This window comes from Streptomyces sp. NRRL F-5123, assembly GCF_000721495.1.
GTDB lineage: Bacteria > Actinomycetota > Actinomycetes > Streptomycetales > Streptomycetaceae > Actinacidiphila.
The window spans coordinates 56,762-79,239 of sequence record NZ_JOHY01000013.1 but is presented as its reverse complement, the minus strand read 5'-3'; the positions used below and the strand labels follow the sequence as shown (position 1 = coordinate 79,239).

General features: G+C 74.4%; 17 protein-coding genes. 9 read left to right on the top strand and 8 right to left on the bottom strand.

Translation table 11 applies throughout. The features are described 5' to 3' along the window. Positions 1–213: 213 nt before the first annotated feature. The 3 genes from IH54_RS44500 (at position 214) to IH54_RS0115330 (ending at position 4,993) form a co-directional block, all read left to right on the top strand. Positions 214–1,689, top strand: a complete 1,476-nt coding sequence (locus tag IH54_RS44500) for an ATP-binding SpoIIE family protein phosphatase (RefSeq protein WP_052397474.1) — start codon at positions 214–216, stop codon at positions 1,687–1,689. Positions 1,690–2,055: 366 nt separating this feature from the next. After that, the gene (locus tag IH54_RS41645) at positions 2,056–3,162 is read left to right on the top strand and encodes an ATP-grasp domain-containing protein (RefSeq protein WP_052397473.1); all 1,107 of its coding nucleotides are present in this window, start codon (positions 2,056–2,058) and stop codon (positions 3,160–3,162) included. Between the two features lie 10 nt (positions 3,163–3,172). Next, on the top strand, positions 3,173–4,993 hold the full coding sequence (locus IH54_RS0115330) for a BTAD domain-containing putative transcriptional regulator (protein ID WP_078862224.1): 1,821 nt from the start codon (positions 3,173–3,175) through the stop codon (positions 4,991–4,993). Positions 4,994–5,002: 9 nt separating this feature from the next. Here IH54_RS0115330 and IH54_RS0115325 read toward each other — a convergent pair whose 3' ends face one another. Genes IH54_RS0115325 through IH54_RS0115310 form a run of 4 tightly spaced genes read right to left on the bottom strand, consistent with a single transcriptional unit; the run spans position 5,003 to position 9,946 of the window. Then, on the bottom strand, positions 5,003–5,638 hold the full coding sequence (locus IH54_RS0115325) for a GAF domain-containing protein (protein ID WP_078862223.1): 636 nt from the start codon (positions 5,636–5,638) through the stop codon (positions 5,003–5,005). After that, positions 5,592–6,500, bottom strand: coding sequence for a S8 family peptidase (locus tag IH54_RS0115320; protein WP_052397470.1), 909 nt, complete (start codon positions 6,498–6,500; stop codon positions 5,592–5,594). Before IH54_RS0115320 ends, IH54_RS0115325 begins: the two co-directional genes overlap by 47 nt. After that, positions 6,497–9,649 (bottom strand): AAA family ATPase, encoded by a 3,153-nt coding sequence (locus IH54_RS0115315; RefSeq protein ID WP_052397469.1) that lies wholly within the window; start codon positions 9,647–9,649, stop codon positions 6,497–6,499. Before IH54_RS0115315 ends, IH54_RS0115320 begins: the two co-directional genes overlap by 4 nt. Positions 9,650–9,682: 33 nt before the next feature. Beyond that, the gene (locus tag IH54_RS0115310; RefSeq protein WP_324607795.1) at positions 9,683–9,946 is read right to left on the bottom strand and encodes an aroma-sacti cluster domain-containing protein; all 264 of its coding nucleotides are present in this window, start codon (positions 9,944–9,946) and stop codon (positions 9,683–9,685) included. Positions 9,947–10,113: 167 nt separating this feature from the next. Between IH54_RS0115310 and IH54_RS47685 the strand changes: the two genes are divergently transcribed. The 6 genes from IH54_RS47685 (at position 10,114) to IH54_RS0115280 (ending at position 17,522) form a co-directional block, all read left to right on the top strand. Further along, positions 10,114–10,245 carry a hypothetical protein gene (locus IH54_RS47685; protein ID WP_267965191.1) on the top strand — a complete coding sequence of 44 codons (132 nt, stop codon included), beginning with the start codon at positions 10,114–10,116 and terminating at the stop codon, positions 10,243–10,245. Positions 10,246–10,351: 106 nt separating this feature from the next. Next, the gene (locus IH54_RS47680) at positions 10,352–10,483 is read left to right on the top strand and encodes a hypothetical protein (protein ID WP_267965190.1); all 132 of its coding nucleotides are present in this window, start codon (positions 10,352–10,354) and stop codon (positions 10,481–10,483) included. Between the two features lie 84 nt (positions 10,484–10,567). Beyond that, positions 10,568–11,833 carry a radical SAM protein gene (locus IH54_RS0115295; protein WP_078862222.1) on the top strand — a complete coding sequence of 422 codons (1,266 nt, stop codon included), beginning with the start codon at positions 10,568–10,570 and terminating at the stop codon, positions 11,831–11,833. 4 nt (positions 11,834–11,837) lie between these two features. Beyond that, complete coding sequence (locus tag IH54_RS42460; protein ID WP_063762307.1) at positions 11,838–15,272, top strand: cytochrome P450; 3,435 nt, start codon at positions 11,838–11,840, stop codon at positions 15,270–15,272. Continuing rightward, positions 15,265–16,155: a class I SAM-dependent methyltransferase gene (locus IH54_RS41640; protein ID WP_052397468.1), complete on the top strand. Its 891-nt coding sequence runs from the start codon at positions 15,265–15,267 to the stop codon at positions 16,153–16,155. The genes IH54_RS42460 and IH54_RS41640 overlap by 8 nt, the downstream gene beginning before the upstream one ends. 5 nt (positions 16,156–16,160) lie before the next feature. Beyond that, a complete protein-coding gene (locus IH54_RS0115280; RefSeq protein WP_159011857.1) occupies positions 16,161–17,522 on the top strand; it encodes an MFS transporter in 1,362 nt (453 codons plus the stop codon). A gap of 20 nt (positions 17,523–17,542) precedes the next feature. On the opposite strand, the gene IH54_RS0115275 is transcribed toward IH54_RS0115280, so the two are convergent. The 4 genes from IH54_RS0115275 to IH54_RS0115260 form a co-directional block, all read right to left on the bottom strand. Beyond that, on the bottom strand, positions 17,543–18,535 hold the full coding sequence (locus IH54_RS0115275) for a hypothetical protein (protein ID WP_031516995.1): 993 nt from the start codon (positions 18,533–18,535) through the stop codon (positions 17,543–17,545). Positions 18,536–18,909: 374 nt separating this feature from the next. Beyond that, positions 18,910–19,821 (bottom strand): class I SAM-dependent methyltransferase, encoded by a 912-nt coding sequence (locus tag IH54_RS0115270; protein WP_031516993.1) that lies wholly within the window; start codon positions 19,819–19,821, stop codon positions 18,910–18,912. A 56-nt stretch (positions 19,822–19,877) separates the two neighbouring features. Continuing rightward, positions 19,878–20,981: an NAD(P)-dependent alcohol dehydrogenase gene (locus IH54_RS0115265; protein WP_031516990.1), complete on the bottom strand. Its 1,104-nt coding sequence runs from the start codon at positions 20,979–20,981 to the stop codon at positions 19,878–19,880. Continuing rightward, a complete protein-coding gene (locus IH54_RS0115260) occupies positions 20,978–22,471 on the bottom strand; it encodes an aldehyde dehydrogenase family protein (RefSeq protein ID WP_078862221.1) in 1,494 nt (497 codons plus the stop codon). The genes IH54_RS0115265 and IH54_RS0115260 overlap by 4 nt, the downstream gene beginning before the upstream one ends. Positions 22,472–22,478 lie beyond the last annotated feature (7 nt).

Genomic DNA, 22,478 nt, shown 5'->3' with positions numbered 1-22,478 from the left:
GGAAGCGTAGTCGGCGCCCCCGGCGACAGCCAGGGCCACGCACGCCGGCAGGCTCCCGCGCCCGGCCCCACGCCCCGCCGTCAGCCCGGCCGCTCCTCGCGGGTGCCGCACCGGGCCGCGAGCCGCTCACGTAGCATAGACGAAACGGACATTTCACTCCGAGAGGGGTGGGTGTTCGGTGCCCGCAGCGTGCCGGACGGAGGCGGTGAGCCCATGGGCACGTCGTCCACCGCGCGCCGGGCGATGCCCGGCGCGGCAGCCATCGGGGTACGGCTGCTGCCGTTCGTGGTCCTGGCCGTCGTCGCGGTACTGCTCGTCGTCGCGGCACCCGGGGATCACTACGGGCTGCTGCTGTCCGTCGTGCCGTTCCTCGCGGCGGCCGTGCACGGGGCGTACGTCACGGCGCTGCTCGGCGTCGCGGTGGTCGCCGTCTACGGCTTCCTCGGCCTGGCCCGGCAGGACGACGACACCGACGTGACGCTGATCAAGATCGCCTTCCTCGCGGCGGCCTCCGCGACGGCGGTGCTCTTCAGCCAGGCCCGGGCGCGGGAGCGGACGCTCAACAAGGCGCAGGACGTCGCGCTCGGCCTGCAGCGCGGCCTCATGCCCGCCTCGCTGCCCGGCAACCACGCGGTCGAGGTGTGCCATCGCTACGTGCCCACCGACAGCGAGGCAGGCGTCGGGGGCGACTGGTGCGACGTGATCCGGCTGTCCGGGGCGCGTGTCGCGCTCGTCGTCGGTGACGTCGTCGGGCACGGCGTGCACGCGGCGGCCACCATGGGACGGCTGCGCACCGCGGTGCGCACCCTGGCCGATCTCGATCTGCCGCCCGACGAGCTGCTGTCCCGGATGGACGACCTGGCCGCCCAGCTGGCGGACGAGGACGAGACCCGCGATCTGGGCGCGACCCTGCTGTACGCGGTGTACGACCCGGTCGCGGGCACGTGCACGCTGGCCGGGGCGGGCCACCCGCCGCCCGCGCTGCTCGCCCCCGACGGAGGCCTGGACTTCCCGCAGCTGCCCGAGCACCCGCCGCTCGGCGTCGGCGGCACCCCGTTCGCCGCCACGACCCTGGACATCACCGACGGCACGGTGCTCGCGCTGTTCACGGACGGCCTGCTCGACCTGCGCCACCGCACCCCGGACGCCGCGCTGGCCGACATCGCCGCGGCCCTGCGCCCGGCGACGCGCCCGCTGGCGGACATCTGCGACAGCGTCTACCGGGTCGCACCCCCGGACGGGGACGACGACATCACGGTCCTGCTGGCCCGCGCCCACGCCGTCGACACCGGTCACGTCATCGCGTGGGAATTCCCCACCGATCCCCGCTCCCCCGCCGAGGCCCGCGTCGCGGCGGGCCGGCAACTGGCGGAATGGGACCTGGAGGAGGCCGCCTTCGCCACCGAACTGGTGGTCACCGAGCTCGTGACCAACGCCGTGCGGTACGCCTCCGGACCCATCGTCCTGAGACTGGTCATGACCGACGCCCTGATCTGCGAGGTCTCCGACACCAGCAGCACCGCCCCGCACATGCGCCTGCCCCGCCTCCTCGACGAGGGAGGCCGCGGCCTCTACATCGTCGGCCGCCTGGCCCACCGCTGGGGCACCCGCTACACCGACGCCGGAAAGACCATCTGGGTGGAGCAGCCCCTCCCGCCCCCGCCCGACCGGGGCGACGCCGCGGCCTGACCTCCCAGGTCACCGGTCGCCGCCAGCAGGGCCCGTTTCGCTCGCACCTGAAGGCGCGGTCCGACAACCAGTGAGTCACCGCCGAGAGCAACGGGAATTCGCCGCTGATCACGAACCGTGGCGAGGCGGGCCCCTGGGAGGAGTTCGACCCCGTCACCGTCTGATCCCGGCACCGCGCCGCCCGCGGACTCCTCGTCGGAGCGATGGCAGCATCCGGTACGCGGTGGCAGCATCAGGCCATCGCCAGGCCTTCTGGACGGTGCGCGCGAGCCTTCATCATGGCACCTGTCCCCGCAGCGGACAGAACCGGAAGGGCATCGTGCGCATGCCTCCGAGCGGGGTGCGGACCGAAGGAGACGCGCCGGAGTGGACGAGCCGCTGTTCGGGCAACTGGAGGACCGCGGGGCCTGGTTTCGGATGCCGGGCCGAGCGGCGACGCAGACGGAGTGCCGCGGGCCACGGACGGGGGCGCTGCGGGCGGACGGCACGGAGTCCGTGGTGCTGCTGATCGACCGCGACGGCTGCCACGAGTTCGACGTCCTGCACCGGGCGCTGACCCGCCTCGGGGTGCCCAGCGTGCGGCTGGGCGAGAGCGACCTGGGCGCGTTCGACGTCGAAGTGCGCCCGGCCGAGGGCGAGGTGGTACTCGCCGGCAGACGTGTGCGGCCGGTGGTGAGCTGGCTTCGGCATCTCGGCCCGCGGAGCGTCGCCGCACCCGCGGCGTCCGGGACCACGGCCCGGGAACTGTTCCGGGCGGACTCCTGGTACGCGCTCGTACGGGAAGCCGCGGGGCTGGCCCCGCACCGGCTCCCGGGCGCGTGTCCCGGGCGGCTGGAGCAGCTGCGGGCCGCCGCCGGCGCCGGGTTCGCGGTGCCGCCCACCGTCGTGACGACCGACCCGGCCCGGGCCGCCCGCGCGTTCGGGCCGGACCGGGTGGTGGTCAAGGCGCTCGACGAACACGCCGTCGAAGTAGCCCCCGGGGCGCTGGCCTTCGCCCACCCGGAGGTCGCCGGGCAGGAGCGTGCGGCCCGGTGGCGGGGCGGGGCCGTGCCCTTCGTCGTCCAGCCGTTCGTGCGGCACGACGAGGAGTGGCGGGTGCACTGGTTCGACGGGGAGGTCGCCGCGTTCCGGCTGCCGCCGGGCGCGGCGCTCGCCTCGCGCACGGGCGCGACCTGTCCGGTGCCCGTACGCGAGGCCGTGCCGCTGCCCCAGGCGGTGCGGCGGTCCACCGCCGCTCTGGCGGCGCGCCTGGGGCTGCGCTGCGGCGCCCTGGACCTGCTGGTCACGGGAAGTACGTACACCTTCCTGGAGGTCAACGCCGACGGCGACTGGCGGTGGTTCGAGAGGCGGACCGGCACCGCTCCGGCCAGCCTGGCGGCGCTCACGCTGCTGAGGCGGCTGCACGCCGACGCAACCGGCGGCCACGCCCGGCGGACCGACCTGCTGGGGCTGCTGCGCGCGGTGCGGGTCTAGGAACACACCGATGGACTCTTTACAGGGCAGCGTGCTCGGCCCGCTGGTGCTCCGCGTCGCCGGTGAACCGCTGGTGGTCCGCGCCCCCAAGGAGCGGTTGCTGCTGGCCCTACTGCTCGCCCGCGGCGGCGGCCGGCTCACTCCCGAAGTGCTCATCGACGAGTTGTGGGGGCCGTGCCCGCCGCGCACCGCGCGCAAGAACCTCCAGGTGTACGTGTCGGCGCTGCGCAAGCGCCTCGCCGGACGCGTGTCGTACGACGGCTGGGGATACCGGCTGGAGGTCTCGGAGGGCGAGCTGGACCTGCTCTGTTTCCAGCGCCGGTCCCGTGAGGGGCTGAGGGCGATGCGCGCCGGCGACACGGAGGAGGGCGCGCAGCTGCTCGCCGGGGCCGTACGGCTGTGGCGGGGGTGGCCGCTGGAGGAGTTCGCCGACTCGCCGCTGATCGGGGCCGCCGTCGCGCAGTGGACCGACTGGTTCCTGGACACCTTCGAGGTCTGGGCCGAACACCACATCGCCCACGGCCGCCCCGCCGAGGTGCTGCACGAACTCAACGCGCTGACCACCCGCCACCCCGGACGGGAGCGGCTGGCAGCCGCACGGATGAGGGCACTCGCGCAGTGCGGCCGCACGTCGGAAGCGATCCGGCAGTTCCTGGATCTGCGCCACCATCTGGTCGAGGAGTACGGCGTCGACCCGGACCCCGCGACGGTCGCGCTCTACGGCGACGTCCTCGCCGGGCGGGTGCGCCCGCCCGCGGCCCCCGCTCCCGACCGCCCCGGGCCTGGCGGCCCGGTGTCACCCTTGTCCCCGGCTGCGCTCACGTCCGCCAATCTGCTGCCCCGGACAGTGGGCGACTTCACCGGCAGGGCCGAGGAGATGGCCGCGCTGACCGGCGGCGGGGCACCGGTGGCGCTCGTCACGGGCGAGGCCGGGGCAGGCAAGACGACCCTCGCGGTGCACGCCGCCCACCGGATGTGCGCACACTTCCCGGACGGCGCCCGGCTGGTGCACCTGGGCCCCCGGACCGCGACCGCACGGGGGCTGTACGAGGTGCAGCGGGAGAACCTGGCGGCGCTGGGAGTCCGGGTCGCCGACGGGGAACCCTACACCGTGGTGCAGTCGGCGTGGCGGGCGGCGTTCTCCGGCCGCAGGGCGCTGCTGGTGCTGGACGACGCGCCTGACGAGGACGCGGTCCGTGCTTTCCTTCCCGGTACGGGGGACGTCCGGGTCCTCGTGACCAGCCGACGCCGGTTGAGCGGTCTGGAGGCCGTGCGCCGGATGGTGCTCGACGAGTTCAGCACGGCGGAGGCCGAGGAGTTCCTCGGCCGACTGCTGGGCCCCGAGCGGCTGGCGGCCGAACGCTGCTCCCTCCGCCGGCTGCTGGAGCGGTGGGGACGCTCCCCGGGGGCGCTCCGGCTGATCGGGCAGCGGCTGGCCGGACTCGACGGACGCCCGCTCGCGGTACTGCTGGACCGGCTGGTCTCGGCGGACTGCGGGCTGGACGAGTTCGTCGCCGGGGACTGCTCGCTACGGCGCACGCTCACGACGTGCTACGGCGCTCCCGGCTGGGAACTGCGCGGCGCGTTCGCCGCCCTGGGCCGGCTGCCCCGCCCGCCGTTCTCGGACGGCATGCTGGAGGAGACCTTCGAGAGGGTCGGCCTCGACCCGGTGCGGACGGTCGACATGCTGCTGGAAGCGGGAGTGCTGCGCTACGCCCAGGACGGCGCGTCGGCGGCGGTCGTCGCGCACTCGGTGCGGTTCACGATGTCCCCGCCCGCGCACGCGCTGGCCGTGGAGATGGCCGGGCCCGGCGCGGACACGCCGGACTGACGGCGCGGCTCAGCGTTCGGCGCTGATGATCTCGTCGGCCAGCGCCAGCAGCCGTACGGCCGGGTGGTAAGCGGGCAGTCGACCGCGTTCCCGCAGTCGCTCGGCGAGCATGTCGGCCAGCACGCCGCTGTCCACGGTCGGCGGCTGGTCGCGCTCGGCCAGACGCAGCCGAAGCAGCAGTTCGAGTCCGCAGGACGCCTGTGCCGCGAACACCGACAGCAGATCGGTGCCGTCCAGCGTGCTGTGCGCGGACGGCGCCGCGTCCAGCACCTCCAGCACTCCCATGCACTGCCCGTCCGCGATCAGCGGCGCCGCCATGATGCTGCGCGGCACGTATCCCGTCGATTCGGCCGCCCGGCGGGAAAAGGCGCTCGCACTCTCGACGTCGTCCACCACCATCGCCTGGCCGCTCGCCACGACCCATCCCGCGATGCCGGTGCCTGCCGGGAAGGAGGTGCCGAGCAGATGTCGTTCACCCTCCCCGGACACCGCCTCGAACACCAGCTCGCCGGACTCCGGAGCCACCAGGAACACCGAGGAGGCCGCGGCTCCGAAGATCAGCCGGGCTGCCTCGACCACGGACTGGAGCATGCGGCGTTCAGCGAGCAGGAGTTCCGACGGTTCTGTCGTGTTCGGCCGGCGCATGACGTGAACCTCCGTGGCTGGGTGTGACATTGACTGCGGTGAGGTAGAGGACGGTCTTGAGCTGGAAGGGCGTCAGCCACGGGTGCTTGCCGAGGACGAGTGCGCACAGACCCGTGATGTGCGGGGCCGCGAAGCTGTTTCCCGTGCTGCGGATGTGCCCGCCGCCGGGCCAGGCCACCGGCACCCGCAGACCTCGTGCCTGGAACTCGGCCGGCGGGGCCGGGTTGTAGAAGTGGACCTTCGGGTCGTCGATGTCGTGGCTGGCCACCGAGACGACCGAGGCGAAGGTCCACGGAAAGCTGCGGACCGGCATGTTGTGCGCTGCGGTGACGAGGGTGGTACGCCGGAAGTACGCCCGGTCGGCCAGCTCGTGCAGGGCGAGCTGGAAGCGTGGATGTGTCGTCGACAGGCTCATGTTGACGACGTCGAACCCCTCTTCGACCGCCCACCGCAGCCCTTCCAGCAGCGCGTCGCCGGTGCCGGTCTTGCCGCTGCTGAGCACGCGCACCGACGTCAGCTCCGCTTCGGGGGCCAGCGACCTGATGATGCCGGCGCAGGCCGTCCCGTGGCCCGCCGCGTCCGTCGGCTCGCAGTCGGTGACAGCCGCGCCCTCACCGGTGACCTCGACCGCGACGGACCGGGCGAGCGGGGCGACGTCCGGGTGCGCGCCGTCCACTCCGGAGTCCAGAACGCACACCCGTACGCCTGCCCCGCCGCCACCGCCCCAGGCCCACTCCGCGGTGACCCCGGCGAACCGCTCCAGGTGGTCGAGCCGGGTGTCGGCGAGCCTGGTGGCGAGCCCCCAGGCCGGCACCCCGGGGAAATGGCCGGGCCGTTCGCCGCGCCACGGAGGGGATGTCATGCGCTGCTCCCTCGTTCCGGGCCGAACTCCGCCGCACACCGCCCGAGCGGCAGTACGGCCCCCTTCAGCCGGTACATCTGCCTCGCCGCGGCCACCGAGGCGCGGCACTGCCGTAGCGAGCCCGCGGCACGGTGCAGACGGGCGATCTCCATGTGGACGTCGCCGTGCAGGCACGGGTCGTCGGTTTCCGAGAGACGTTCCAGCAGCGCGGGCAGCAGCGCCGCCGCCTCGCCGGTCCGGCCGGCCCACGCCGAAAGCCGGGCCCGCAGCACCGTGTGGAGCACCTCCCCGTGCAGCTGGGGCGCTGCCGGCGGCTCCAACATGTCCAGCTCCGCCGCCGCGGCGCTCATGTCCCCCAGCCGCAGCAGTTCGTGGACGGCGCGCAGTTCCAGGGTGAACGCCACTCCGGACTGACCGGCCTCCCGCAGCGTGCCCGCCGCCTTGCGGAAGCGGCCGCGCGCCTCCGTGTGCCGCCCGGCAAGCGACTCCACCGCGCCCCATGCCTGCTCGACCGCCGGCACGGCGGCCCCCAGGCGCAGGTCCTCGGTGTACGCGGTGGCCGTGCGCAGGGCCTGGAACGCGGCGGGGAGGTCGTCGGCGAGCGCGCTCAGCCGGGCCCGGGTCAGCAGCAGCGGAACCAGGAGGGTGCGGTCGTCCACCAGCTGCCCTTCCGCTTCGGTGCAGCGCTCCAGAGCCTCGCCCACGGGTGTCGGCGACCACTGGGTCAGCTCGCAGAGCCCGCCGAGCAGCCGATCGGTCTCGTAGCCGTCGCCCAGCGATCTGGCGCGGGCCAGCGCCGTGCGCAGCACCGCCTCGGCCACGCCGAACCGGCCGCCGTCCACGTGCAGCAGCATTTCCAGCTGGTGCAGCCTGCACCACGTCACATCGTCGCCGGGTGCCACCGGGAGCGCCCGCAGCTCCGCGAGAGAGGGAGCCGGGTCACCGTGGCGGACGGCGAGAACGGCGCGCTGCACGCGGAAGGCCAGTGCCGCGTCCGGATCGTCGGGCAGCATCGCGGCGCCCGTGTCGAGAGCCGCCTCGGCCCGGGCCCGGTCGCCCCCGGCGAACGCCGCATCGCAGCGGCGCAGCGCGAGCACCCGGTGGTCCGGATGGCCGGGCGGCAGCAGAGCGCACCCCCGGTCCAGCAGGTCCACGGCGCCCGACATGTCCTTGCGGTGCAGGGCGCGGCTGCCGTCGGCGACCAGCGCGCGGGCCGCGCGTACCAGGAGCGCCGGGAGTTCCGGGTCGTCCGGCGACACCTCGCGCTTGAGCCGGCACGCGGCTTCCAGGTGCCGGGTGCGCTCGCCGTGTCCGCGGCCGTCGAAGAGTGGACCGGCGGGCGGCGCGGGGGGCGGCAGCTCCGCGAGCGCCAGGTGCCACGCCGCCCTGGCGGCCTTGCTGGCGAAGGCGTACGCCACCTCGCGGGTGAGGGTCTGGGCGAATTCGTACCCGCCGGAGCCGTCCGTGGGGCGGACCACGCGGTGCCGCACGAGCGTGCCCAGCGGTCCCGCGGCGGTCTGCGGGGGCATGCCGAGAGCGGTGATCTGCCGGGTGCTGAACGACGGCCCGGCGGCGGCGGCCCGCTCCAGCAGGTCACGCTCGTCCGCGCCCAGCCGGTCCAGCCTGGCCGCGACCAGCGCCTGCACGGTGGCAGGCACCTCGGCCTCGCCCCCCGCCACGGCGAGGTGCTGAAGCATCAGCTCGGCGAACAGCGGGTTGCCGCCGGAGTAGCGGGCGGCTTTCCGGCACAGCTCGCCGGCGGCCGAGGGGTCCGTCCGCGGGCGGGGCGCCGCCTCCGCCGTCGCCTTGCCGGCGGGGTGACCGTGGGCGACCACCTCGGCCTCCCCCGCCGCCCCGTGCAGCACCTCCCACAGAGCGGCGAGCAGAGTGCGGATGTGCTCGCCGGCGAGCGGGCCGATCTCCACCGACTCGGCGTGCGGCACCGGGGCGGCCCATTGCGGGCGGCGGGCGGACAGTTCCTCGCCGGCCACGCACAGCAGCAGCGCCGGGACGCCGGACAGCCAGGCCGCGACGTCCTGGAAGATGTCGAGGAAGACGTCCGCGGCCCAGTGCGCGTCGTCGACCACGACCACCACCGGGCGCCGGGCCGCCAGCAGTTCGAGCAGTGCCCGCACCGCCCGGGTGACCTCCGCGACGGGGATGCGCACCGGGTCGCCGGTCCCGCCGCCGCCGTGCGAGGCGGGTTCGGTCCCGTCCGCGCGGGCGATCCCGCGCAGGACCCGTACGCTGCGCGGGTCCAAGGCAGGCGCGATGGCCTGCCATGTGCCGTTGAGGGATTCCAGCAGGCCGGCGATCGGCCGGTAACCCGCGTCCGCGCCGTAGGGCGAGCACTGCGTGGCGAGGACGAGCGGGTCCGCGCCGTCCCCGCCCGCCCGGGCATGCAGGAACTCCCGTACCAGCCGGGACTTTCCGATACCGGAGGCACCGAGCACGGTGACCAGCCGGCACTGCCGCAGCGTCACCGCTGTCCGGTAGGCCCGCCGCAGCAGTTCGGTCTCCTCGACCCGGCCGACCAGCGGGGTGAGATCCTGCGCGGCGGCCCGCCGGTCGTGCAGGGCGTCCAGCCGCCACGCCCGTACCGGGCTCCGCTTGCCGCGGAGCGCCAGCGGCGGTATCTCGCCCAGGTCGGCGACCGGCCGGACCAGCCGGGCAACCTCGTCGCCGATCACGATCTCGCCGTCCTCGGCGGCTCCCTGGAGGCGGCTGGCGGTGTTGACGACGTCGCCGACCACTCTCAGGTCCGCGCCGCCGTCCTCCACGACGATGGCCTCGCCCGCGGCGATCCCGCAGTGCACGCCAAGGGTGATCCCATGCGTGTCCCGCAGCCCGGCCCCGAGGTCCGTGACCGCGTCCCGGGCCGCGCACGCGGCTCGCACCGCCCGTTCCGCGTCGTCCTCGCGAGTCAGCGGCACCCCGAAGACGGCCATGATCGCGTCGCCGATGTACTTCTCGACGACACCGCCGTACGCGGTGACGGCCCCGGCGCAGGCCTGGTAGTAGCGGTCCAGGACGCCGCGGACCAGTTCCGGGTCGAAGCGCTCGGCGAGCGCGGTGGAGCCGACCATGTCGACGAAGAGCACCACGACGTGCCGCCGCTTGGACGCACCCGCGCCCGTCGCCGTGGTCATGCCGCGTCCCGCCTCCCGGGCTCCCCCGCGCCGTCAGAGCACCTTGAGGTCATGGCCCACGACTTCCGGTTCCGCGGCGTCCAGACGCCGCTTGACCGAGCCGATGACGTCCGTCTCGGACGGGGACAGCCCGGCGAGGACGTCCCGCTGTGCGTCGCTCAGGATGTCGACCGGCAGGCCGGCGCGGCGCAGCGCGGCGAGCGCGTCGAACTCCGCGGGGACGTCCTCCCGCACGGGGGGCCCGGAGGTCCCGACGCTCGGCGCTGTGCCGGTGTCACGGGCGGGCGTGCTGGTCATCGGGCACCCACTTCCAGGTCGGTCCGGACGGCGTATTCCCTGGTGATCGTAGGGACGGCCGGTATGCCCGCGGTATGGCGGCGCACCTACCGCGGGCATACCGGCGGACAACCGGGCCTTCCTAGCGTCTTCCTCGTCAGTTGCGTTCCCCCAATGAGGAGGCAGCCGTGAGCGAGTCCACCAAGCCCGAGGAGCCGGAGCAGAGCGACGGCGTCGAGGAGCCCGAGGTCGAGGGCCACTCGCAGGACGAGGGCGGCGAGGAGACCCCCTGGTGCGGCATATGCAACGTCACGACCTGACTCCGGGTCTCTGACCCTTTCAGGCAGGTGGCCCCGGCCCGGGAGCCATCTGGCCCTCCTGGCCCCTTCGGCGTCAGGAGCATTCCATCCCCATGAGGAGGCAGCCATGAGCGAGTCCACCAAGCCCGAGGAGCCGGAGCAGAGCGACGGCGTCGAGGAGCCCGAGGTCGAGGGCCACTCGGAAGGCAGGGAAGGCGAGGAGACCCCCTGGTGCGGCGGGTGCAACATCTCGATCTGACCCCGGGTCCCTGACCCCTTCAGACCGGTGGCTCCCGGGCCCGGCAATGCCCGGGAGCCACCCGTTCCTTCTCCGGAGGCCGACATGGACGTAGCCGTGAACGTCGCGAACCCTGTCCCGAACCAGTCACTCGCCGGCACGCACACCGGGCAGATCGTCCGCCGCCGCCCCACCGAGGCCGTGCCGCGGCTGCTGCGTGGCGCGCGCCACTGGTGGCTGGTCGGTCCCGGCGGAACCGCCAAGCTCACCGACGCCCACGTCACCGCGGGGCGTACCCTCACCACCGCGGCCGAGCGGAGCCTGCGGGCCAAGGGAGTCTTCGACAGCCGCCCGTTCCGCAGCTACTCGCTCACCGTGCTGACCAGCAGCCGGTGCAACCTCGGCTGCGACTACTGTTTCCAGAACACCGCTCAGGACCCGGACGGCGGCAGCCGGCCGCCGCGCATCGCCTCGGTACGGCTCAACTCGGCCACGGTGACCGACATCCTCGACTTCACCCGGCGGCGGATGGCCGACGCGGGAATGGAGTCGCTGCTCCTGATGCTGTTCGGCGGCGAGCCGCTGCTGAACCGCCGTGGTTGCCTGGAACTCCTGCAGCGCGCCCAGCGACTCGGCCTGAAGCGGGCCAGCATGACGACCAACGGCACCCTGCTCACCGCGCCCCTCGCCGTTCAGCTCGCGGACCTCGGGCTTCAGGACGTCCAGGTGACGTTCGACGGCAGGCGCGCCGACCACGACCGTATCCGGGTCCGTCGGACGGACGGCCATGGCACCTTCGACAAGATCACCGACAATCTCGCGGCGGTGGGCGCCACCGGCCGCATCCGCAGCGATTTGCGGGTCAACGTCACCCACGAGAACCACCACGGAATCGACGACCTGATCGAGGAGCTGGCGGGGCGGCTCGAACCGGCGACGGCCTCGCTCGCCTTCCGCCTCGTCGGGGACGTCGGCATCGGCTTCAGCAACCGGCTCGTCCTGTCGGACGTGCTCACCACGAGCTTCATCCGCTGGCAGACCCGCGCGGTGGAACTCGGCTTCGCCGTCTCCCGGCCCCGCCCGCTCATTCCGTGCCAGGCGTGCAGCTTCGAGGACGGCCGCTACGGCGCCGTCGTCAACGCCGACGGCATGCTCGCCAGCTGCTGGGAGACAGCGGGCCGGCCGGACTGGCAGGTCGGCACCGTGCGGGACGGGTACCGGCCGCGGGGCGAAACGGCGGGCAAGTGGGTCTCCTGCGAGGACCTGCACCGCTACAACGACCCCGACTCGGCGATGAACCGTTTCCTCGACACCGTGGACGCCGCGCTCCTGGATCTCCTGGAGAGCCGCCGCACACCCGGGGCGGAGTGAGAGGGTGGACCTTGAGACGACCGCGTCCGCGGCACTGAAACTGCGCATGTATCCGCCGATCGAGCGCGACGTGGCGGTGGACATCCTGCACGGCACCGCCGTCCACGACCCCTACCGCTGGCTGGAGTTCCCCGGCGGCGACACTCCGCAGTGGCAGGCGGCCCAGGACCGCCTGTGGCACCGGGCTCGCGACGGCTGGACCGACCTGCCGGAATGGCGACGGGCCGCCGACGAGCTCTACGGGCTCGACCTGCGCCTGGACGTACGGCGTCACGCCGGCCGGCTGTTCTACCGCCACCGGCCGCCCGGCGCGGACCACACCGTGCTGATGGTGCGTGACGCCTCGGGCGAGCGGCTGCTGCTGGACCCCGCCGCGCCCGGCGGCGAGGTCCGGGACGAGCCGCGCACGGACGCGCTGCTCGACAGCTGGCACCCCTCACCCGACGGCGCTCTGGTCGTCTTCCAGGTGTCGCAAGGCGGCACCGAGGACGCACAGCTGGGCGTCCTCGACACCACCACCGGACGCGTCGTGGACGGCCCGGTCGACCGCGTGCGGCGCAGCGCAGTGGGCTGGCTGCCGGACGGCACGGGCTTCTACTACGTCCGGAGCCTGGAGGGCGGCACCGGGCCGCGCTACCACCGCCGGGTGTTCCTGCACCTGGTCGGCACGGCGCCCGACACCGACCGCGAGATCTTCGGCGCGGGCCTGCCCGCCACGTACTACTTCGCGCCGTCCGTGACCCGCGACGGCCGGTGGCTGGTCGTCAGCGCATCGGCCGGCGCCGCCACCGGGACGGACCTGTGGCTCGCGGACCTGCGGGGCGCCGACCCCGCACAGCCCGCGCTGCGCCCGGTGACGATCGGTGACTCGGCCACGACCCGGGTGCGCACGCTGCCCCCGGCGCCGGACGGGCGGCACACCGACGGCGCCGACGGCACGGTGTGGCTCTGCACGAACCGCGGAACCCCCTGGGGCCGGGTCGCCGTCACACGCGGCGACGACCCCGGTCCGGACACGTGGCGCACCCTGATCCCGTCCCGGCCGGGGGCGGTGCTGGAGGACGTGGTGCCGCTGCACGGGCCGGGAGGGCCCGTCGCCCTGGTGGCGTGGACCCGGCACGCCGTCTCCGAGCTCACCCTGCACGACCTGTCCGACGGGCGGCTGCTGCGCCACGTCGACCTGCCGGGCGCGGGCCAGGTCAGCCAACTCGCCCAGGGCTGGGGCGACCCGCACGAGGTGTGGTTCCGCTACGAGGACCACGTGAGCCCGCCGACCGCTTACCGGTTCGACACCCGCACGGCAGCCGCGGAGCCCTGGCCGGCCCCGGCCGTGCCCGTACTGCCGGACGTCGCGGTACGCCGCGAGGAGTGCGTCTCCGCGGACGGCACTCCCGTCGCGCTCTTCGTGCTGCACCCCGCGGCCGACACACGGCCCGCCCCCCGGCCGCGGCCCGCCGTCCTCACCGGATACGGCGGCTTCGGGATGTCCATGACGCCCACCTATTTCCCCCTTGCCCTCGCCTGGGTGAGGGCGGGCGGCGTGTTCGCCGTGGCGTGCCTGCGCGGAGGCGGCGAAGGCGGTGAGGAATGGCACCGGGCGGGCACCGGGCGCAACAAGCCGAAGGTGTTCGACGACTTCGAGGCTGCCGCGGACCACCTCGTCACCGCCGGCTGGACCTCCGCCGAGCGGCTGGGCGTCCTCGGCGAGTCCAACGGCGGACTGCTGGCCGCAGCCGCGATGACCCGCAGGCCCGGCGCGTACGCCGCGGTGGTCTGCCTGTCGCCGCTGACGGACATGGTCCGCTACGAGCGTTCCGGGCGCGGCCCGAGCTGGCGCGGCGAGTACGGCACGGTGGACGACCCGGACGACTTCCGCGCCCTGCTGGCGTATTCCCCCTACCACCAGGTGCGGCAGGACGCCCGGTACCCGGCGGTACTGCTCGCCGCAGGCGCCAACGACACCCGGGTGGACCCGCTGCACTCCCGCAAGCTGTGCGCCGCGCTCCAGGACGTACCGGGCGGCCGCGGGCCTGTGCTGCTGCGCCTGGAGCCGGACACCGGACACGGCGCCCGCCCCGCCGGTCACCTGACGGGGCAGGTGGCCGACGTCCTGGCCTTCCTGGGCCACGCCCTGAACCTGCCCGCCCCGGGACGCCGCACCGCGGACGGCCCGGTCGCCCGGCGCGCCGGGGAAGCGTCCGGGACCGGTCCCGGCACCGCCGCCGTACACGCGCGTCCAGCCGAGGGGTGCCCGTTCGGCGGCGGCTTCCTCGACGACCCGCACGCGGCGATGGCCGCACAGCGTGCCGCCGCCCCCGTCGCCCGGGTCCGTACACCCTCCGGGCGGCCGGTGTGGCTCGTCACCCGCGCGGACGACGTACGGCAGGTGCTGACCGACCCGCGGCTGTCGCTCGCTGCCGGGCACCGGGCCGTGCCGGGGGCACCGCTGTCCCGCACGCTGGTGAACTACGACCCCCCGGACCACACCCGGTTGCGCCGGCTGGTCTCCGCCCTGTTCAGCCCCGCGGCCCTACGGCCCCACCTGAGCGCGATCGAGGCCCGCGCGGGCGCGCTCCTCGACGCCCTCGACACGTCGCACCCGGTGGACCTGCTGGCGGACTTCGCCCACCCCTTCACGTTCCAGGTGATGGCCGACCTGTTCGGCGTCGCGGCAGCCGCGCGCCCCGGGCTGTCCAGCACCCTCGGAGTCCTCTTCCGCCGCGAGAACGACGCGGGGGCCAAGGCGTCGGCGACAGCGCGGGTCGAGACCTACTTCCGGGACGAGATACGGCGCCGCGCCGCCGGGACCGGTTCCGTGGCGGAGGGCGAGGGCGCCGACCGGCTGAGCGCGCTCGTCGCGTCCTGGCGGGCCACGGGCAGCGTCACCGAGGACGAAGCGGTGTCCCTCTGCGGGGCCATGCTGCTCGGCGGGTACGAGAGCACCGCCCAGATGATCGCCGTTGCGGCGCGTGAGCTGTACCGCCGTCCGGAACTGCCCAGGCGGCTGCGGCGCGGCACCGCGGACGTCCGGGACGCCGTCGAGGAGGTGCTGCGCCTCGACACCCCTGGCCCTTCGGCGACCCCCCGCACCGCGCTTCGCGACATGGAGATCGGCGGGGTGCGCATCCCCGCGGGCGACCGCGTCGTGGGCAGCATCATCGCCGCCAACCGCGACCCGGAGCACCACCGCGTTCCGGACGCCCTGGACCTCGACCGGCCCGACGCCGGCCGCCACCTCACCTTTGGCCTCGGTGCCCACTACTGCCCGGGCGCCTCGCTCGCCCGCGTCGAACTGACCGCCGCCGTCACCGCGCTGACCAGCCGCTACTCCCGCCTCGACCCGGTCGAAGAGCCACGCTGGACGGGTACGTTCCTCAACCGCGGCATGGCCGCACTCATCGTCCGGCTGATGCCGGCGGCAGAGGACGACGATGGCTGAGCCCGCCCCGCGGACGTCCGGCGCCCGCGTACCGCCCCTCACCCCGCCGCAGGCCGCACGGTGGAAGCGGCAGGTGGGCCGGGCCCGGGTGGCGGCTGGGACCGCGCGGGTGCAGGAACCGGCCGCACGCGATCTGGTACGCGCCGCCCTCGTCGTCGCGGGCGACACGGCGCTCGACCTCGGAGCGGGCGACGGCAACGTCGCGCGGGCCGCCGCACGCGCGGGAGCGCGGACCGTTGCCTGCGACCTCAACGAGGCCGTGGTAAGGGCCGGCGCGGCGCGCGTCCGCCGCGCATCCTGGGCGGTCGCCGACGCCGAGCGCCTACCGTACCGTCGCGGTGCCTTCACCAAGGTCCTGAGCAACTTCGCCGTGGTCTATGCAGCTGATCCCGACGCCGCCGTCCGCGAGGTCGTCCGCGTCCTGGCACCCGGCGGGGTGTTCGCCTTCACCGCGCACACCGCCGACTCCCTGCACGCCCGCACCGACGAACTGCTGGCCCGGTACGATCCGCCCACCCTGCCCTACGCCTTCCCGCTGCGCTGGGGTGACCCGGCCCTGGTCACCGCGCTGCTCAGCCCGTACTGCGACGGCATCGCGACCAGCCGCGAGCGGCTCGTCCGGCCCTATCCGTCGTTCGCGGAGATGTGGACGCGGCAGCAGGCGCCCGGCGGGCTCCCGGCGGCGCTGAAGCCCCGGCTCTCGCCCGCGGCGCACCGGGAATTCGCCGACGAGTACCGCGAGCTGCTGCACGCGCACCGCGTCGGCGCCGCCGGGCCCTTCGCGCTGGGCCACACCTATCTGCGGGTCGTCGCGCACGCGCGCCGGGGTAACCCGCTGCCCACCGCGATGCCCGGCGGCCCGTCGAGTGAACCGGAGAGGTGATCCCCGTGCACGAAGAAGCGACACCGGCCGAGGAGCGGGCGGGCGGCAGCGGGCAGGACGTCCGGCCCGTCCACCTCCGGGGCCCGGCACCCGAGCCACCGGTACCCCTGCGCCGCAACTTCCGCTTCCGCATGATGTGGATCGGCGGCGCGGTCTCCGGTCTCGGCTCGTCCATGACGTATGTTGCCATGCCCCTGCTGCTGCTCGCGGTCACCGGGAAGCCGGCACTGGCCGGTTTTGCGGCAGCCTGCCGGATCGCGGTGAACCTCGTGACGTCGATACCGGCCGGGGTGTGGGTGGACCGCCTGGACCGGCGCCGCATCCTGCTGAGTTGCGAAGCCGTACGCGTCGTGTCGACCGGCGGCCTGGTGGCGGCGCTCTTCTCGATGGGTACCGGCGTGCCCTTCGGGCTGGTGCTGGGCGTGGCCGCGGTCAGCGGCGCCGCGGACGCCTTCTTCGGGCCCGCGCACGCCGCCTCGCTGCGGGCGATCGTCCCGGCGGAGCAGCTGTTCGGCGCCTACTCCCAGGAGGAGGCACGCGGGCACGCCGCCCTGCTGGCCGGACCGCCGCTCGGCGGCGCGCTGTACGGGCTGGCGCGCGTCCTGCCCTTCCTGGCCGACATGCTCAGTTACGCAGTCTCCCTGGTGTGTCTGCTGCTGGCCCGGGTTCCCCGGCGTCCGGGTGCCCCAGACGCGGCGGAGGGGTCCGCGGCCCGACAGCCGACGCCGGGGGGCGGCGGGATGCGGGCCGACGTCGGGCAGGCGGTCCGCTGGGTGTGGCAACGCCCGGGCATCCGGGCCGCGTTGGCCTTCTCTGTTCTCATCAACCTCGTGGTGAACGCGCAGTTGCTGCCCATCATCACCGTCGTCCACGACCGGGGGGGCAACTCGGCCGTCACCGGCCTGGTGCTGGCCGCGTCCGGGGTGGGCGGACTGCTCGGATCGGCCCTCTCCGCCCCGATCAGCCAACTGCTGGCTCCCGGGCGGCTGATGACGGCGGTGGCGTTCGCCTTCGGCGCCGCCCTGTGCGCGGCGACTGCACCGCTCGGCGCGTTCTGGCCGGCGGGAATGCTCCTCACGGGGATGGTGGCCATTCCCGCGCTGAACGTGGCGCTGAAGGTGCTCGTGGCCGAGGAGACGCCGGAGGCGATGATGGGACGCCTCATGTCGCTGCTGGGCGTGGTGAGTCTCGGCCTGGCACCGCTCAGCCCGCTGCTCGGCGGTGTGCTGTCGCAGGTCCTCGGCGGCACGGGCGCGCTGCTCGTGCTGGGCGGGACCCTGGTGGCCTGCGCCCTGCTCTTCATGACCAGCCCGGCGCTGCGTGCGCTGGGCGTCAAGCCGACGCCCGCGCGCCCGGCAGCCGGGTGAGCACACGGGCTCACCCGCGTTCAGATCCAGCCGGACTCCCGCGCCAGCAGCATCGCCTGGACACGGTTCTCCGCACCCGTCCTGCGGATCAGGTCCGCGATGTGGCGGCGGTAGGTGCGCAACGACATACCCGCTGCCCGGGCACCCACTTCGTCCTTGCTCGCAGTGCACATGGCCCGCAGCACCGCGATCTGGGCCTGGGTGAGCTGAGCGTCGGCGGCTCCCGCCGTGCCGCCGGCCCCGGCGGGGGTGGTCTCCTCCGGGGTGTATCCCGACTCCCATAACCGTTCCATCTGGTTGACGATCGTCGTGACCAGCCCGGCCTCGCGGACCAGCAGGGCGCCCCCCGAGGCGTCCCGGGTGTTGACCGGGATCAGGGCGGTCTGCCGGTCGTAGATGAGCATGATCTCGCTCAGCGAGTCGGAGACCCTGACCTCGGCGCCCGCGGCGGTGGTCTCCCGCAGATAGGCGGCGGTTGTGGGGTGCCGGAGGGCACAGGGACGGACCAGGTTGCGGACCCGTACCCCGCGCCGCAGGCAGCGCATGTCGAGGGGGCGGATGTGGTCGGGTCCGACGACGTTGAACGTGTCGTACGGGGTGATCCGCAGGAGCTCGGTGCGCGCGGTGAACGCCTGATGGTCCATCCGCGCCTGGATGCTCGGCATTCCGGTGAGCCGGGACACCCCGGGCGCGAACAGGTCGTTGCCTGCCGGGCCGTCACTTCTCAGTGCGTCGATGACGGGCTGGAGGTTGACGAGCAACCGCATCTGCTCGTGCAGCAGTTGCAGTTTCTCCTCGGCCAGCCAGGGGACGACGACCTCTGGATCGTTCGCCCACGCCTCTTCGCCCTCCCAGCAGATCATCCGGCGGTCGCGCAGCCTTGCCAGAACGGCCCGGACTTCCTCCGGCGAGTAGGGAAAGAGCAGGCAGACATCATCGACGGACGTGTGCGGGTGACGCAGGAAGTGCCGGTAGAGCTCCTCCTCCTCGGCCGTAACACCCAGCAGGTCCATGACATGTGCTTTCAATTCACTCCCACCAGCACGACGAAGAGAGAAGCACGACAACAATCTGCCGGAACACCGAATTCACGACATGGCCCCCTGAGGGGTTCGAGACCGCCGTTGCCCGGCGCATGCGGCACCGGGCGCGAATTGACGGCGTGTCGGAACCTTCCGCGCGACCCGGCGCTCGACGGGCCGTCCGCGATTTTACGCTGCTGAGATGTGACCCGCCACAGGGACTTTTGCGCCACACTCGGCGCCGGAACCGTACCAGGAGATCCACGGCCTCTCCCATTCGAGGCTTCCGTGGGGTGTCGATAAACGAGGACACAGCGATGGGGGCACTCGTGTCGGCGGGAACCGCGCCGCACGGGGCGGTTGCCTCACGGGTGGGGCCTGTGCGCGAACACCCAGCGGTTTCCCTCCAGCGCGTCGTTCTCCTGCTCGGGCAGGGGGCCGCGGCCGTGCAGGCGGGTGAAGTCGAAGGGGGTGCGGACCGAGGTGGTCCAGCCCCCGGCCGACAGGGCGCCGGCGGAGTCGGGGCGGGGCCCGCGGTCGAAGAGGGCGAGCAGGTCGATGCCGATCTGACGGTGCGTCGAGACGTAGAGCGGGCTGTCGCGGTAGTCCAGCAGGTCGCGCTCCAGTTTGACCTCGAACGCCAGGGCGCTGCCTGCCGTGGTCAGCCGGTCCACCATGTCGATCAGGTACGTCTCGGCGGCGTGCGGCAGGTAGAACAGCAGGCCCTCGGCCAGCCAGACGCTCGGTGCGGCCGCGTCGAAGCCGGCGCCGGTCAGCGCCCCGGCCCAGTCGTCGCGCAGGTCGACCGGGATCGGCACGCGGGCCGCCTTCGGGGCGGCGGAGAGCCCGGCGAGCACCCGGTGCTTGAAGGCCAGCACCCCGTCCCTGTCGATCTCGAAGACGGCGCAGCCGTCCGGCCAGTCGAGCCGGAACGCCCGCGTGTCCAGCCCCGCCCCGAGCAGGACCACCTGGCGTGCCCCGGACTCGCGCACCGAGCGGTGCACGAAGTCGTCGAGGACCCTGGTGCGCAGCCCGAAGTAGCGGGCGAACCGGCCCCACAGCGGGTTCGCGTCCCCGTCCGGGACCTGCTCGATGCGCAGCGGCCACTGCGCGCACGCCGGTGCGGCCCGCACGAAATGCTCCGCGTAGGGGTCCCGGGCCAGGCTGTCGGGCCGGTAGGTCTCGATCGCGCGGGCCGCCGCGACCATGAGCGCGGTCAGGCCGACGCCCCCCTGCACGTCCTCCACACCGGTGTTCTGCTCCGCCGTGCCGACCATGTGTGCTCCCCTTGGTATGAGTGGATTCCCCGCGGGCCGTACCGTGTCCTGCTCCCTCACCGCGCCCTCCCGTCCGGGATCAGTACGGGTTTGACCACCCGGCCCGCGTCGCAGTCGCGTTCGGCCTCGTTGATCGCGCCGAGCGGGTACGTGACGATCAGCTCGTCGAACGGGAACCGCCCCGCCCGCCACAGTCCGATCAGCCGCGGGACGAGCAGGCCCGGCACCGCGTCCCCCTCGCAGATGTGGGAGATCCGCCGCCCCCGGTCCAGCGCTCCCACCTCCAGCGGCAGCGGACGGTGCAGCCGCGCCACCAGCCCGAGGTGGCCCCGCGGGCGCAGCGCCCGCAGCGCGTCGTTGATCAGTCGCTCCGAGCCGGTGGTGTCCAGCGCGTACTGCGCGCCCCCGTCGGTCAGTTGCCGGATACGGCCGGGCAGCCCGGCCGCCGCGGAGTGCACGGCGGTCGCCCCCAGCCGCTCCGCGAGGGCCAGCCGTTCCGGGTACCGGTCGACGGCCACCGTCACCGCCCCCGCCGCGGTGGCCGCCATCACCGCCGCCAGGCCCACCGCACCCGCGCCGAGGACCGCGACGGTGTCGCCCGCGCCCACGCCGAAGGAGTGGAGGACCGCGCCCGCGCCGGTGAGGAACCCGCAGCCGAGCGGCCCGAGCAGTTCCAGGGGCAGGGACGGGTCGACCGGCACGGCGTTGCGGGCCGGAACCACCGCGTAGTCGGCGAACGACGACTGCCCGAACCACCGGGGCGCCAGCGCGCCCCCGGCCGCGTCGGTGAACCGCGCCGCGTCGTCCGTGCGCCCGCCGAAGAGGTTGAGCGTGGCGAAGGAGTCGCAGTACGCGGGGGCCGCGCCCCGGCAGTTGCGGCAGCGCCCGCAGGAGTCGAAGCTCAGCACGACGTGGTCACCGGCGCTCAGCCCGGTGTCGGGCCCGCCCGTCTCCACGACGACCCCGGCCCCCTCGTGGCCCAGCACGGCGGGCAGCGGCGAGCGGCCCGCCGACCGGCGCACCGCGAGGTCGGTCCGGCACATCCCGCTGCCGGCGACCCGTACCAGGACCTCGCCGCCGGCCGGTCCCGACTCCAGCGCCACCTCCTCGACGGCGAACCGGCCGTCGTACGAGCGCAGCACCGCCGCGTCGAACCTCAGCGCCATCCTTCCCCTCCCGGCTCCGCGTCCGGCGGGCGGTGCAGGACGAAGGGCTGGAGGTTCCCGTACAGCCCCCACGGGCCGCCCGCGACACCGACACCGCTGTCCTTGGTGCCCGCGAAGGGCTGGGCGAGGGACAGTTCGGCGTGGTGGTTGATCCACGCCGTCCCGCACTCCAGCCGGGAGGCCACCTCCTCGGCCCGGTCCAGGTCGCTCCCCCAGACCGAGCCGCCCAGCCCGAAGCCGGTGGCGTTGGCCGCGGCGACGGCCTCGTCGACGTCGCGGTACGGCAGGACCGGCAGCACCGGCCCGAACTGCTCCTCGGCCACCACCGCGCTGCCGGGTCCGGCGCCGGTGAGCACCGTCGGGGCGAAGAAGTAGCCCGGCCGGTCGAGCCGGTGGCCGCCGGCCGCGGCCCTGGCGCCGTCCGCGAGCGCGCGGGCGGTGCAGCTCTCCACCCGGGCGAGCTGGTCGGCGTTGTTGAGCGGTCCCAGCTGCGACTTCGGGTCGAGCCCTGGGCCGACGACGACGGACCTCGCGCGCTGCGCGAGGGCCTCGACCACCTGCGAGTGGAGCCGGGCCGGGGCGTAGACGCGCTTGACGGCCATGCAGACCTGCCCGCAGTTGCGGAACGCCGCCCAGAACAGCCGGTCGGCGATCCGCTCGACGTCCACGTCGTCCAGCAGGACGGCGGCGTCGTTGCCGCCCAGCTCCAGGGTGACCCGGGCGAGCGAGGCCGCCGCGGCGGCGGCGACGGCCCGTCCGGTGGGGATCGAACCGGTGAAGGTCACGTGCCGGATGCCCGGGTGGGCCGCGAGGGCGGCGCCGAAGGGCTCGCGCCCGGTGACGACGGTCAGCACGCCCTCGGGCAGGGCGGCCGCGAGGACCGACGCCAGCAGCCGGGTGGCCAGCGGGGTGAACGGGGACGGTTTGAGCACCACGGTGTTGCCCGCGGCCAGCGCGGGTGCGAACTTCGCGGACGCGAGCTGGAGCGGGAAATTCCACGGGACGATCGCGGCGACCGGCCCGAGCGGGCGCCAGCGGACCTCGCTGCGCACCGGCCGGCCGTCCTCGATCGGCACGCGCCCGGGGGCCAGTTCGGCGAAGTAGCGCAGTCGGGCCGCGGTGCGGGCGACCTCCGCGTACGACTCGGCAAGGGGCTTGCCCTGCTCGCGGGTGAGCAGCGGCGCCAGGTCGGCGCCCGCCGCCTCCACCGCACCGGCCGCCGCGAGCAGCGCGGCCGTGCGGGCAGCGGGCTCGCTCCGCCACCCGGGCCAGGCCGCGCGGGCCCGGTCGACGGCGGCGTCCAGCTCGTCCGGTCGCTGGTCGGGGGCCTCGTCGAATGCCTCCCCGGTGGCGGGATCGACGACCGCGAAACGCGCACCGCGGGCCACCGGCACCGCGCGGCTCGCGGGCCGGGCGCCCGGTCCGCTGCCGGCCCGCTCGACGCCACGGAACTCCCGGGCGGACTGCGGCTGTTGCCTCGCCATGCCGGCG

Excerpts from the sequence above, each read along its gene's own strand:
- IH54_RS0115325 (WP_078862223.1), bottom strand. The coding sequence starts at position 5,638 with ATGCGCCGGCCGAACACGACAGAACCGTCGGAACTCCTGCTCGCTGAA.
- IH54_RS0115330 (WP_078862224.1), top strand. The coding sequence starts at position 3,173 with ATGGACTCTTTACAGGGCAGCGTGCTCGGCCCGCTGGTGCTCCGCGTC.
- IH54_RS0115295 (WP_078862222.1), top strand. The coding sequence starts at position 10,568 with ATGGACGTAGCCGTGAACGTCGCGAACCCTGTCCCGAACCAGTCACTC.
- IH54_RS47680 (WP_267965190.1), top strand. The coding sequence starts at position 10,352 with ATGAGCGAGTCCACCAAGCCCGAGGAGCCGGAGCAGAGCGACGGCGTC.
- IH54_RS41640 (WP_052397468.1), top strand. The coding sequence starts at position 15,265 with ATGGCTGAGCCCGCCCCGCGGACGTCCGGCGCCCGCGTACCGCCCCTC.
- IH54_RS0115315 (WP_052397469.1), bottom strand. The coding sequence starts at position 9,649 with ATGACCACGGCGACGGGCGCGGGTGCGTCCAAGCGGCGGCACGTCGTG.
- IH54_RS0115320 (WP_052397470.1), bottom strand. The coding sequence starts at position 6,500 with ATGACATCCCCTCCGTGGCGCGGCGAACGGCCCGGCCATTTCCCCGGG.
- IH54_RS44500 (WP_052397474.1), top strand. The coding sequence starts at position 214 with ATGGGCACGTCGTCCACCGCGCGCCGGGCGATGCCCGGCGCGGCAGCC.
- IH54_RS0115270 (WP_031516993.1), bottom strand. The coding sequence starts at position 19,821 with ATGGTCGGCACGGCGGAGCAGAACACCGGTGTGGAGGACGTGCAGGGG.
- IH54_RS0115260 (WP_078862221.1), bottom strand. The coding sequence starts at position 22,471 with ATGGCGAGGCAACAGCCGCAGTCCGCCCGGGAGTTCCGTGGCGTCGAG.
- IH54_RS0115275 (WP_031516995.1), bottom strand. The coding sequence starts at position 18,535 with ATGGACCTGCTGGGTGTTACGGCCGAGGAGGAGGAGCTCTACCGGCAC.
- IH54_RS0115310 (WP_324607795.1), bottom strand. The coding sequence starts at position 9,946 with ATGACCAGCACGCCCGCCCGTGACACCGGCACAGCGCCGAGCGTCGGG.